This window comes from Sulfuricurvum sp., assembly GCF_030691015.1.
GTDB lineage: Bacteria > Campylobacterota > Campylobacteria > Campylobacterales > Sulfurimonadaceae > Sulfuricurvum.
This window is the reverse complement of record NZ_JAUYFF010000002.1, coordinates 125,262-138,471: the sequence shown is the minus strand read 5'-3', so window position 1 is coordinate 138,471 and position 13,210 is coordinate 125,262. Positions and strand designations below refer to the sequence as shown.

General features: G+C 43.3%; 11 protein-coding genes and 2 tRNA genes. 6 read left to right on the top strand and 7 right to left on the bottom strand.

Going from position 1 to position 13,210, the window contains the following annotated elements:
* Positions 1–45: 45 nt before the first annotated feature.
* From Q8O20_RS04385 to Q8O20_RS04360, 6 genes are all read right to left on the bottom strand, one after another.
* Entirely contained in the window at positions 46–1,644 is a 1,599-nt protein-coding gene (locus Q8O20_RS04385) for a hypothetical protein (RefSeq protein WP_305530148.1), read from the bottom strand.
* Positions 1,641–2,975 (bottom strand): restriction endonuclease subunit S, encoded by a 1,335-nt coding sequence (locus tag Q8O20_RS04380; protein ID WP_305530147.1) that lies wholly within the window; start codon positions 2,973–2,975, stop codon positions 1,641–1,643. Before Q8O20_RS04380 ends, Q8O20_RS04385 begins: the two co-directional genes overlap by 4 nt.
* The gene (locus Q8O20_RS04375) at positions 2,972–4,711 is read right to left on the bottom strand and encodes a class I SAM-dependent DNA methyltransferase (protein ID WP_305530146.1); all 1,740 of its coding nucleotides are present in this window, start codon (positions 4,709–4,711) and stop codon (positions 2,972–2,974) included. The genes Q8O20_RS04380 and Q8O20_RS04375 overlap by 4 nt, the downstream gene beginning before the upstream one ends.
* A 194-nt stretch (positions 4,712–4,905) precedes the next feature.
* Positions 4,906–4,981: transfer RNA gene (locus tag Q8O20_RS04370), tRNA-Ile, on the bottom strand.
* Positions 4,982–5,088: 107 nt separating this feature from the next.
* A tRNA-Ile gene (locus Q8O20_RS04365) sits at positions 5,089–5,164 on the bottom strand.
* A gap of 35 nt (positions 5,165–5,199) precedes the next feature.
* Positions 5,200–6,309: an FtsW/RodA/SpoVE family cell cycle protein gene (locus Q8O20_RS04360; RefSeq protein WP_305530145.1), complete on the bottom strand. Its 1,110-nt coding sequence runs from the start codon at positions 6,307–6,309 to the stop codon at positions 5,200–5,202.
* A gap of 90 nt (positions 6,310–6,399) precedes the next feature.
* Here Q8O20_RS04360 and Q8O20_RS04355 point away from each other — a divergent pair, with 90 nt between their 5' ends.
* The 6 genes from Q8O20_RS04355 to Q8O20_RS04330 are packed head-to-tail and all read left to right on the top strand — an operon-like array spanning position 6,400 to position 12,435.
* Positions 6,400–7,377, top strand: coding sequence for an RluA family pseudouridine synthase (locus Q8O20_RS04355; RefSeq protein WP_305530144.1), 978 nt, complete (start codon positions 6,400–6,402; stop codon positions 7,375–7,377).
* Complete coding sequence (locus tag Q8O20_RS04350; RefSeq protein ID WP_305530143.1) at positions 7,322–8,581, top strand: hypothetical protein; 1,260 nt, start codon at positions 7,322–7,324, stop codon at positions 8,579–8,581. Before Q8O20_RS04355 ends, Q8O20_RS04350 begins: the two co-directional genes overlap by 56 nt.
* A gap of 3 nt (positions 8,582–8,584) precedes the next feature.
* Positions 8,585–9,757 (top strand): tRNA (guanosine(46)-N7)-methyltransferase TrmB, encoded by a 1,173-nt coding sequence (gene trmB, locus Q8O20_RS04345; protein ID WP_305530141.1) that lies wholly within the window; start codon positions 8,585–8,587, stop codon positions 9,755–9,757.
* Positions 9,750–10,421, top strand: a complete 672-nt coding sequence (locus Q8O20_RS04340; protein WP_304742353.1) for a cell division ATP-binding protein FtsE — start codon at positions 9,750–9,752, stop codon at positions 10,419–10,421. The genes trmB and Q8O20_RS04340 overlap by 8 nt, the downstream gene beginning before the upstream one ends.
* Entirely contained in the window at positions 10,408–11,220 is an 813-nt protein-coding gene (locus Q8O20_RS04335; RefSeq protein WP_305530140.1) for a cell division protein FtsX, read from the top strand. Before Q8O20_RS04340 ends, Q8O20_RS04335 begins: the two co-directional genes overlap by 14 nt.
* The gene (locus Q8O20_RS04330; RefSeq protein WP_305530139.1) at positions 11,221–12,435 is read left to right on the top strand and encodes a murein hydrolase activator EnvC; all 1,215 of its coding nucleotides are present in this window, start codon (positions 11,221–11,223) and stop codon (positions 12,433–12,435) included.
* A 57-nt stretch (positions 12,436–12,492) separates the two neighbouring features.
* Here the strand turns inward: Q8O20_RS04330 and flgH are convergent, their stop codons facing one another.
* Positions 12,493–13,209, bottom strand: coding sequence for a flagellar basal body L-ring protein FlgH (gene flgH, locus Q8O20_RS04325; protein WP_305530138.1), 717 nt, complete (start codon positions 13,207–13,209; stop codon positions 12,493–12,495).
* Position 13,210: the final 1 nt, after the last annotated feature.

The window sequence follows — 13,210 nt, the reverse complement described above, 5'->3', positions numbered from 1 at the left end:
TAGATATTTATTATTTCGAGAATATTTCTTTGTTGATTGGTCATTCTACTCCCTTTTCGTATGCCGCTTAACAGCAACTATAATTTGCCACATTAACACCGAAAATGCAATATAGAACCATAGACTTATAAATTCCATTCCTTTTTTGAGCAGCTTGCTATCAAAAGGTAAAAGGGATTTCGCGAGACCATTAAAAAACCCAGCGATCGATCCTAATATATGATTTACTGGTTCATTGAATATATATAACCATTCTCGCTCATATCCAATGCTCAGTAAGTAAAATAGTAAACTCAAAGCTACAAAAATACAGATTGGTCTCAGATAGTTTTGGCCAAATTCTGAAATTGACTCATTGAACCAAAATACAAGCTTTTCAGTTTTTTTGCCATCTTCTTTCAAAAGATCTTCTTTATGTTTCCGCATCTCCAAAGCAAAAAAGTGATTGGCATCAATATGATTCCCGATTTTGTCAAAAGAGTTTTTGACTATCCGAAATGTTTCTCGTGTCGTGTTTGAAAAACCTATTTCAGTATTTAAAAAATTGGGGGAATCTTTCAAATTAATATTGTCGATGTCTAAACCTGAATAAAAATGTGTATTACGAAAATTGACGAAATTTGAAAAAGTCACATATTCAAAAAGGGCGATATAGTCTCTATTCTTTGGGTCTATTTCTTTGCCAAATTGGCATAATTCAAAACCGGTAAAGTTATCAAAAATACTCTTATGTATTTTGAATTTTTCAAAAGTGCTTTCAAAAAAATCAGCGATCTTTTTGAAATTACAATCATCTATTTCGAAAGCATTCACTCTATTATATTTGAACTCAAACTTCTCATCAAATACACTGTTTTCGAAATAAGCTGACTCGATTATATAGTCATTGAGAACGAATCCTTTTTCAAAATTACTGTGATATACCTTCAGCTTTTTAATGTTTGATCGTAATTCATCCGAATTTGCAAAAATCGGTTCTTTGGCATCAATGTATTCAAAAGCAAGTTCTTTATCAAAATGACAATTATTAAACTGCTGATGAGTTAGTTGAAATCGTTCATCATCATTCTCAGTACCAGCGGCAGAGACACTATTGTGAAAACGACATTGTTGATAGACTACATTGTCAATATTTTTTAAAACTGGATAATCATAAAGAGACCAATGCTCGAAAAACTCACAATCTTGGAAGAAGCATTCTGTAGATGGCAGTGCTATTCGTCCCACATAAAATTGACAGTAATTGAAATGTATTTTTCCAAGTTGTTGCAATATAGGCATATAATCAAAAGGCTCTCTACTATCGTATTTTGGAAATGCAATATGGTTCAATACAATAGTTTTATTTTGTAATCGCTCGCGAATATGCTGAATATTATTCTGTATATCTGGGTGTAATGATTCCCTTTTTAAAATAGATGTCACGATACTTTTACTAAAAAAAGTTGTTTCCGTAGTACCCTTAAAAATTTGATTAACTATATGCTTGCAAAGTTCTAAGTAAAAGCTGTTGAGTTCTGCAAAATGCAATTTGTTGTCACGTATTATTTTATTTTTAGGGCAATGAAGTATGCATTCTTGATATCCATCAAATTTTGGCAATCCACACCCATCTGCATAATACGAACACATTTCTTGACTCAACTGTAGACTCCCCTCACATCAATTTTCCCCGTAATCGCCGCAGAGATCAAAGCCGTTCGCCGTTCTTTCATCAGCTCTATTGCTTGACGGGCTTTAGCGATAAGGATATCAATTTTCGCAGTTTGAGTGCATAGATAATCAGCAATGACTCGCTGCTCTTGATTATCCGGTAAGGCAAAAGTGAAATCTCTAAAATTATCTTGAGATAGATTTTGCATGCTAGCGCTTGTTCCAGCGCAAACAGTTTGGATATAACTTCTGTAAACGCCTGTGAGTGTTAAATAATGAATAAAAGCAGGAACAGCAAAATCAAAACTGACCTGCCATAATCGATCAGGCAAATAAATATTTTTAGGTGCGAATGTTACCAAACCAGCAGCACCAACAAGATCTGGAGTATTCATTCTACTTACAATCAATGTATTTTCTTGTAATGGACATGATAATCGCATGATTTCTTCAGGAATAACTGTTTTGTTTTCATTTGGATCAAATTGCCCAGTATAAACACAACTAGTTTTGAGGACACCAAATTCAGTTACAGATGCAGGCTCATTTGAAGCATTGACACTCGTTCCAGACTCAATTTTTTTGATTACATGCTTCATTTTCTTTATTTCCCAATGCTCTGGCACTTCCCCCAGCCACTCAACCCCGCTATCTTTCATCTTCACATTTGAGTCAAGCCCTTTAGTAACGGCGTGAGAGATCAAAGCAGAACGTTTTTCTTTTAGTAGCTCAATCATCCGTTGTTGTTTAGCGATGAGGGTATCAATTTTGGCGGTTTGGATGTCGAGGAAAGATAAAATATTCTTTAACTCATCTTCTGGAGGCAATGCAATGTATATACCCCCTACAGTTTCTGTATTCAAATTAAGTTGGGTTCCCATTTTTCCAAGACCAAGATAACAGGTACCAGCCTCGAAAATTCGGTATAAATACTTTGGATCAATTTTAAGCAATGGAAAATAAACAAATCCGTCATGAATACATGCTTTTAGCCCAGCGATACATGGTTTTCCAACGGATCCAGCAATACTAACAAATAAGCTTCCTGGTTGAATTTTGACACTCAAAGAGCTCCCAAGATCAGATAACTGTTGAATTGTTTCGGTTAACAATCCATTTGAAGCTGAAACATCTGTAATTCTTACCCAAGCATATTCGCCTTCATCATCAAAATATTTTGCATTATCAATAGGACGCGGTGAAGCTCCTCTTTGTACTGGCGATAATCTTTTAATAGGAAAGACTTTCCAATGCTCTGGTACTTCTCCCAACCACTCAACGCCGCTATCGTTGTAGCTCGGATAGGGTTGGTAACGACTCACGAATGTACCTCGTTGAGTAGGCCAAGGATCTCTTTGGTAATACTATCCAGCTCTGTATCAATCTCACTCAGACTTCGTGGCGGTGTGTATTCATAGAAATGACGATTGAATGGAATCTCGTACCCTACGATACCGATTTCCCCGTCTTTTGTGTCGCAGTGCTTTTTATCCTCGCTGATCCACGCATCAGGTACATGGGGGAACACTTCACGTTTAAAATACTCGTAGATGTCTTCTTTAAGAGGGATGTTTTCATTATCGCGCAAAGCTGTATCGGGTTTTGACTTCCCTTTGCTTATTACTACTTTGCCGTCTTCGATCAGCGGACGCTCAACCGTGATACGGCGGTATCCAAAATCAGTGGTATCGAAAATCTTGCTAATTTTAGACTCTTCAAATACACCGTAGATACGGGTAATTTCATCTATACTCGAATCACTGAGCTGTTTACGCTTGCTCCCCAGATTTTTGCGCATACTCTCACCAAAATTAGACGCATTAACCAGTTGAACTTTGCCTTTTCGTTCAGGAGCTTTGTGGTTAGAGAGAATCCAGATATAAGTCGCGATACCGGTATTGAAGAACATATCTGTAGGCATAGCAACAATACCCTCTAACAGATCATTCTCTAAGATGTAACGGCGTATCTCACTCTCACCCGAACCCGCTCCACCGGTAAAGAGCGGTGAACCATTGAGGATGATTCCTATACGGCTTCCCCCTTCTTCTTTTGGACGCATTTTGGAGATAAGATGGAGAAGAAATAGTAATGACCCATCACTTACACGAGGCAATCCGGGACCGAAACGACCACCGAAGCCCTTTTCTAAATGCTCTTTTTTAACTTCTTTCTCGACCTTCTTCCACTCGACACCAAATGGGGGATTGGAGAGCATGTAGTCAAATTTCTTGTCATAGAGCTGATCATCACTGAGAGTATTGCCGTATTTGATATTTTCGACTGCTTGCCCTTTAATCAGCATATCAGCTTTACAAATAGCATACGATTCAGGGTTAAGTTCTTGTCCAAATGTGACGAGCTTAGCATCGGGATTCATCTCATAAACGTATTCACTCCCAGAGGAGAGAAATCCACCCGTACCGGCGGTAGGGTCATAAAGACTGCGAACGATCCCAGCTTTGGTAAGAATCGAATCATCCCCGATAAAGAGTAATGAGGTAGTGAGGCGCACAATATCACGAGGAGTGAAGTGTTCCCCTGCCGTTTCATTCGAGGCTTCCGCGAATCGGCGGATAAGTTCTTCGAACACTAATCCCATTTGGTGATTACTGATGACATCCGGGTGGAGATCGACGGTAGCAAATTTCTCAACGATTTTATAGAGAAGATTCGATTCATCGAGATAGGCAAGCTGTTCGGTGAACTTGTATCGCTCGAAAACCTCACGGGTGTTAGGGCTAAAGTCGGCAATGTAGGTTTCCAGGTTGTGGCGAAGGTTCGCTGCGTCTCCCATTAGCGTCGAGAGGGAAAACTTGGAGGTGTTGTAAAAGCTCTGATTCGATTTTTTGGTGAGAAACACTTCCAGAGGAATACCCATAGTTTTGCGAGCCTCATATTCAGCGAGAACTGCTTCGCGTGTCGGTTCCAAAACACATTCCAAACGACGTAAAAGAGTGAAAGGCAAGATAACCTTGCCATAGTCAGATTGCTTGTAGTCACCTCGAAGGAGGTCGGCAACTGACCAGATAAACGCCGCTGTAGAAGAAAAACTCATTTATAATCAACCTTGATGCTTCTTTGTTAAATGATTATACTCAAAGAGGCTGAATATTTATAGGCGAATATCTACACATTTAAATGACTTTGAAGATAACCAGTACCCATTAAAGTGCGTCTATTCAAAATTCAACTATTTTAGAGATTTTTAAAGATTTTATTGAGTGTATTGGATGATATTGAAATGCAAGATGGTGGGTCAAGCAGGACTTGAACCTGCAACTACGCCGTTATGAGCGGCGGGCTCTAACCATTGAACTATTGACCCATTAAAAGCTATTAGTCGGTACCCAACTCGGTACCCGCATTAAAATACTATTATTTATCAATATCAAGAAGTAGCTATAAAAGTGCGTTATATAGGAGATTTAAAGGTGGTGGGTCAAGCAGGATTTGAACCTGCGACAACCCCGTTATGAGCGGGGGGCTCTAACCACTGAACTATTGACCCGTTTTTGAAAGAGCGCAATTATAAACGCTCTTTGATTAGACGAAGCTTTTTTTACCCGTATCTCCGTAAAGATATCGGAATCGATAGGCTAAGAGGTTTTCCAAAATCGCCAAAATGACCATAAAGTTCACAAAACTGCTCCCTCCGTAGCTAAACATCGGCAGAGGTACCCCGACGACGGGGGCGAATCCGATCGTCATGGCGATGTTAACCGCCATATAAATGAAAAAGAGGAGCGATAACCCCCCTGCGACGACTTTTATATAGTAGTCCTCCGTCCAAAAGGCGATCATGAGCAGATGGATAATCAGCGCGGCATAGAGAGTGATGAGTAAAAATGCCCCGAAAAATCCGAAACGCTCCACCACGTAGGCGAAAATAAAGTCACTCGATGCGATGGGGAGAAACTTCATCTGCGTTTGGGTCGCATCTTCTTTGTTTTTACCGAAAAAGCCCCCCGATCCGACGGCGATAATCGACTGCTCGACGTGGTAGCTCGGTTTTTCACCGACAAAATCATATAAGCGCTGTTTTTGGTAATCGTGCAACTGCGTGTAGATGAGCGGCAGTGAAATGACAAAGGTAACTGCCAAACCGATCCATACTTTCCAATGGACACCGACGATAAACAAGATACCGAATCCCAGCAACGCCAAAACGGTAGCCGTTCCCAAATCGGGTTCTTTGGCGATGAGCAAAAACGGCATAATGATGAAAAACGAGAGTTTCAAAAATTCTTTGAGTCGGTACCCATCACGCGGCGGCGGATTACGGTTGATCAAATACGCGAGCATCAATACAAATGCGGGCTTGAGAAGCTCTGAGGGCTGAATCGTAAAATGGATAAACGGTATCTCGATCCATCGCTTTGCCCCCAGACGGCTGTGCCCTACAAACTCTACGGCGATAAGAAGCAATACACTCGTCCAATAGGCTATCGGGATCATCCAAAGCAACCGACGGATAGGGAGAAGAAAAAGGGAAATAAAGACACCGATCCCGACAAACACGTAAACCGTATGCTTTTGACCGAGTGTAGGATGGATCTCGTAAATGAGCCAACCTGAAGTAAATATGAGCGGAATCAATAAGATAACCGTTATGAAATCAAAATGTGCTAAAATTCGGCGATCAATATTAAGCACTACGATCCTTATTTTTTTGCTAATTGTAGCATAGCGGGCTTATAACTTTATTTTAACGTACACAGACCCAATACCAAAAGGCATCCCATTTTGACACAAGAAGAATCTACATTTACGACAGACGAAGCGGTTCGTTTAGACGTTTTTTTAACCCAACAGCTAGGTCAGACACGCAACCAAATCGCACAGCTTATAGAGCAGGAATGTGTCACTGTAGACGGCAAAGCGACCGCTAAAGCAGGGTTAAAACTCAAACCTTCTCAAAAAGTCACTATCCGCTTTCCCGAGCAAAAATCAACCCCCGCACAAAAAATCGATTTTGATGTCGAGATTTTATTTGAAGATGACGATATCCTCGTTATCAACAAACCAAGCTCCCTCACCGTCCACCCTGCTCCAAGCGTGAAAGAACCAACTCTCGTTGATTGGCTTAAACATAAAGGGATCGCCCTCTCGACCCTCAGCGGCGAAGAGCGTCACGGAATCGTCCACCGACTCGACCGAGGAACCAGCGGTGCCATGGTAATCGCCAAAAACAACGAAGCCCACGAAGCGCTCTCCTTACAACTTCAAGATAAAAGTATGGGACGTTTTTATCTCGCCGTCGTTACCCCTGCGATGAAAGAGGAAATCACCGTGATCGACCGTCCTATCGGACGAAGCGCCCACAATCGCCTTAAAATGGCGATCAGCGAGAGCGGCAAAAGTGCCAAAACTGCCTTTGCCAAACTCTTACCAAGTCACGATGAAACTGAAGAGCTGATCGCGTGCAAACTTTTTACCGGACGTACCCATCAGATTCGGGTTCATCTTGAGTCGATCAGCCGCCATATCATCGGCGATCATCTCTATGGAACCTCGGCAAAAAGCGATAAAATGGAACGTATCTTGCTTCACGCTTATAACCTCTATTTTACCCATCCGACGACCCAAAAACGGGTGAATTTCACCGCGCCGTTGGGGAATGTGGTAGAAGATTATTTACAAAAACATTTTGATTCAAAGGAATTGCATGAACTCATCGATCCGATACGCATTGAGCGCCTCTTTAGTTCTGAGTCTCTTTAGCTTTAGCGGCTGTGTACCTCAGCCCGTAGCCCCTAAGGCCGTCACGATTGACTCGACACTTCCGACTCCGTCGTTGAACGGGTTTATCGCCGATATCACCTCGATCGCGTTCGAGTGGAAACCCCTTGAAGATCCGAGAGTCAGCGGCTATTATGTTTATCGTAACACTCCCGGCGCCGAGGATCAAAAACTCCAGCGTATCGCAACGATCGACAGCCGATTTGCAACCCATTTCGTAGACAGTGATCTCAAACCCGGAAGTGAGTACCAATACCGCTTTTCGGCTATTACCAAAGAGGGGAGCGAATCGGTTGCCAGCGAGACCATGCTTGTGGCGACTCAGCCGATGATCGCACCGATCAGTTTTTTCCAAAGTGTCGGGAATATGCCCCGCAGTGCCAAACTTCTCTGGCGTCCGCATCCTAACGGAAAAATTAACGGTTATGTGATCGAGCGTCAAGAAGCAACGGATCAAAAATGGGTCGCTATTGCTACCATTACGGGTCGTTTGAATGCCGAGTACATCGATCGTGACCTCAAAGACAGCCAAGTTTATCACTACCGCATCAAAGCGACAACGTTTGACAAACTGACCACGGAGCCGAGCGAAGTGAGCAAAGTGATCACCAAGCCGTTGCCTCCTGAGATTCGTAATATCACCTCGACCAACAATCTCCCTCGTGCTATCACATTGGGATGGGAAGCAAGCACAATCAGTGATCTGAGCCATTACAACATCTATCGCTCATCCACACCGAACGGTTCATTTGAGTATCATGTCAAACTCGAATCTACCAGTTTTACCGATACCATTACGGAAGACGGCAAGTTCTACTTCTACAAAATTACCGCCGTGGATAAAGACGGCCTTGAGAGTCTCCAATCCTCTGTCGCAACGCAGGGTTCAACCCTATCAAAACCGCAAACACCGATCGCCTATGAGGGAAAAGTTGTTAACAAAACGGCTGAACTTCAATGGAAAAACAGTGATCCGCGCACCGTCTCTTATACGGTTGTAAAAACGACGAAAACAAGCTGGATCACCCGTGAGAGCATCGATATCAATAATATTACGGAGACAACTTTCCGTGATAGCGATATCAAACCTGACACCGGTTACCTCTATGAGATTTTGAGTGTCGATAAAAACGGTATCCGTTCACTTCCTACCGAAGCGATCGAATTACGTTACGAGGCCAAATAGAGAATGCCGCATTTAAACCTCGAATCGTTTAACCCCCTTACCTTTCCCGCTCACAGCGGTGAGGTGGAGTTTCTTTTTCAAGCCGATTATAAAAACCCTGATGAGGGTGCCCTCATCGCTACCCGATACAAAGGACGTGAATTCTTTTTGGTCTACAAAAACGGTGCAAAAAAACTCCTCAAAGGGGATAAGGTTACCCGCCCTTCTCCTAACTTTATACTCAAACACGCCTTATCAGCCTATGCGGAGTGTTCCGGTTCTCCGATCCTCGATTCCAATGTCGATAACGCCCCTGAAAACGCCCATCTCAAAACCCATGATGCCCTCAAATCGATCCAGTTTTTTGCCGATCATTTCCCAAAAGATCGGGAAGTACGTATCGAAGTCGGATTCGGTTCAGCCCGCCATCTTCTCCACCAAGCCTCCGCCAATCCCGATGTCTTGTTTATAGGGTTGGAGATTCATAAACCCTCAATCGAGCAGGCACTCAAACAAATCGTCATCCAAAATCTCTCCAATATTATGATTCTCGATTACGATGCACGATTATTTTTGGAGTTTGTCCCCTCCAACATCGTCGGTAAAGTTTACGTCCATTTTCCCGTGCCATGGGATAAAAAACCTCACCGCCGCGTTATCTCCGAAGCCTTTTTAAAAGAGTCGGAGAGGGCATTGCGTGTCGGCGGAACACTGGAACTTCGTACCGATAGCGAAAACTACTACCGTTTTGCCCTTGAAACATTCAGCTCGCCCGCTGTAAGCCGCTTTGATGTGCGTAAAAACCAAGAGATCGCTATCGTCAGCAAATACGAAGACCGTTGGAAAAAACAAGAGAAAAACATCTACGACGTCACCTTTACCTGTGATATAGAATCTCCTGAGCCTGACATGATCGGTGATTTTACTTTTTCAGAGGGAAATATTGATGCCGATGCGCTCTATCGCCTCTCCAAAGATACCTATAAGCGTGACTGGGGATTTATTCATGTCGAACGTATGTTTAGCATCGGGAAAGAGGGAAGTATGATCCGCCTCTCTATGGGAAGTTTTGACCGCCCTGAGAGTACCTATGTACTCCTCGAAAACGGCGCGGCACGCTATTACCCCTCTCTCCCCGTTCGCTCAAGTGCAAACCTCAAAGCCCACATCTTACTAGACGAGCTACTTCATGGATAAAGTCATTATTGCCGAAAACCTCTCACTGTCGTACAAAGAGTTCGAAACTATCATCAGCAAAGCCAGTTTTTCCATCGATGCGGGAAGCTTTGTGTTTATAACAGGAGCCAGCGGAAGCGGCAAATCGACCCTTCTTAAATCGTTCTACGGTGCAATTGAGCCCCGAGCAGGAGGACTTATGGTGGGTGGTGTCAAAATGAACCGGATCAGCACCTCCCGACTCAATTTTCTCCGCCGCCACATCGGTATCGTTTTTCAAGACTACAAACTGATCAAAGAGTGGACGATTGAGAAAAATGTTATGCTCCCCCTCATCATTTCAGGGTATACGAAAGAGGTAAGCGGACCTCAGGTGCAAAAACTTCTCGGTCACGTCAAACTGATCCATCAAGCAGGAAAATATCCCCCCGAACTCTCCGGCGGAGAGCAGCAGCGTGTTGCCATGGCGCGTGCACTCGCTCACAACCCTATTTTGATTTTAGCGGACGAACCTACCGGAAATTTGGATGAATACTCGTCGCAAGTGATCTGGAATCTCTTGGAGGGGGCAAATACGCAGCTCAAAACGACGATCGTCGTCGTAACACATCATATCCCTTCCAGCATTACTATTCCATACAAACATTTTCATATCGAGATGGGGAATATTCATGAAATCTCTTAAAAATCATATCTCACTCATCATAGCCCTCTTTACCGTTTTATTTTCGGTTCAAATCTATGTTGCCGTCGACCGCACTATTGAAGCGTACGAAAATCGTCTCAAAAATGATTACTCTATCATCGTTGTTTCTCACAAAGCGCTTACCCCCGCTGAATTTAAAGCAATGGATTCCCTGATTGAGCGAAGCGAGTCTATTGCTACCGATCAGGTGTTAGAGCGTCTTAAGGGTGAAATGACGAAAAAGAATCTTGATTTGCTCAAACTCACCCTCCCTAAATTCTATCGCCTCTATTTGAGCCGTTTTCCAACGCCTCAAGAGATATCCAAACTGCAAAAACGGCTTGAAAAACACTCTGCAATCGAGCGGGTTGAAGGGTATGCTCAAACGCATGACACCGTCTATAAACTGATGCTTTTATTTAAGGACGTCGTCCAAATTTTCTCTATTGCTATCGCCGCAGTCACCTCGCTCCTCATCCTTAAAGAGATGCGTTTATGGCAGTTTCAACATGCCGATCGGATGTCGATCATGGCTCTTTTCGGGGCACCCGTATGGCTCCGCTCCGCCGTGCTGTTTCGCCTTGCCATCGTTGATGCGATTATTGCGACCATCGTACTGTGTCTTGCTTTTTTTCTGATTGAACAATACGGATGGATGGATCTATTGCTCCGTACGGTCGGTATCAGTATCGAACTGTTCGATTTTATCAATGACGGGGTACGTTCGCTTCTGATAGCCCTCGGGGTCTCTATCGTCCTCACCCTGACTATCGTCATCGGAAATGAAGAAGAGGAATAGATGCGAACCCCCTTCTCCCTACTCTTAATCTCTATTTTGGCGGTTTCACTTCCTGCCGCCAAAATAGACGAGAAAATACAAAACACCTCAAAGCAGTTAAATCAGACCAAGCAAACATTCTCGAGTCTCAACGCTAAACTCGAAGCGACCGCCTCCAAAATTATTCAGCAGCGCCAAATTGTAGGGACACAGCAACAACATATCAACACCCTCGTCGAAGAGTTGAAATCCAAAGAGAGCGTCTATCAATCCAATAAAACGACGTTGCATGGATTGGAAACACAGCAAGCTCTTTTGATCAAAACCCAAAACGATATCGAGCAGCGCCTCGTATTCGCCATAGCCCGCAATACCTCTATCTCTTTGCTTATCAACGACGATCGTGCAAAAGAGGCCAACTCAATAATCCTTGAAGAGGCGCTCAAACTGCATCTCAAACAGATTCAGCAAGAGATTAAAGAGCTTAATTTCATTTTTTCTGAAAATGCCGAAAAAATTTCGGGACTCTCTTCCCAAACCACCGTACTTAAAAAATCGATTGCCGTCATTGATCAGCAAAAAAACAAAGTATTAGAAACAAAAAAAGAGAATGAAAAAGCGATAGCATTGCTCGAAAAAGAGAAAAACCAGTATAAAAAATCGTTAGACAAAATCCTCAATCAGCAGCGTTCACTCCAAAACACCCTTGCTAATCTCAATATTATCAAACGTGAATCGCTTAAACCTAAAAAGGCACCTCCTTCTTTAGTAGCCCAAAGACCGGGTTCCAAGCCTGTACCCGAAGACGTCAAACGCGCCGTTGCCCAATACAGCCCCTCTAATGTTGCGGGATATTCGGGTGAACGGACGATTGCTCCGTTGGATGGCTATGTCGTAACAAAACGATTCGGCCCTTATACCGATCCGATTTACGGGATAAAAATCTTTAATGACTCCGTCTCTCTACGTCCGAGCGAAGCCGATGCCAAAGTCAAATCGGTACTCAACGGAAAAGTTATCCTCGCCAAACCGACCGCGATGCTCGAAAACGTTGTTATTATCGAACACGATAACGGTCTTCATACGATCTATGCCCATTTGGACAAAATCGCCCCTACGGTTGAAGTGGGAAAACGGCTTAAACAAGGTTCGATTATCGGACGTGTAGGAAGAGAGTTGATGTTTCAGGTAACGCAGCGTAACGCACATATCGACCCGATGCAAATGATCCGCTAAAGAGAACTCAGCGTTAGCGTAGCAAATCGGGACTTAGTTCCGATTGCGTTCAAATAGTCAAAATGGCCAGACGGCTCCGACCATTTTACTTGCCCAACCTTGATTGATCGAGCGATCAACATCCCCTTCATTCGCATAAAGTATCTTAGCATCAGAGATTTTTGATGAGTTAATTTGATTGTTTTGGTCGATATCATACGGGCGGATAACGCCGCTAAGCTGCATAATCTGCTTTTGATCATCGACCATGATCTCACGTCGTCCGGTGATAAAATAGTTTCCGTTTGCCATCATTTTAACAATTCGGGCAGATACCGTTGTCGAGAATGAGGCATTTTTAGTCGCACTTCCTGATCCGGAGTAATCGGAACTTGATCCGGCACTAAAGCCGATATTGGCTAAACCGTTTAGTTTTCCTACTGCCGAATTGACGGCTGAATTATTCCCAGCAGAGCTGAAGAGACCGCCGTTTAGCCCCAACGTATCCGCTTCCGTCAATGCTTTGCTTGCTTTATTCGAGCTGGTTGCGGTTTCTGAAATAACGACCGTCACAATATCATTGACATGCATCGCTTTATGATCGGAAAAGAGGGGGCTATCCCCTTGCCCAAACAAACTTCCGCGTGCCACAAAACTGTTTTCTTCTTCCCGTGAGGGCATCTCTTCAACATATTTTGGCGGTGTAAAGGCTATTTCAGGCTCAGTAAGACGCGCACTACAACCGCTAAGTAACAATGACGCCGACAATATCGATAAGTAGAGTGGTATGCGCATT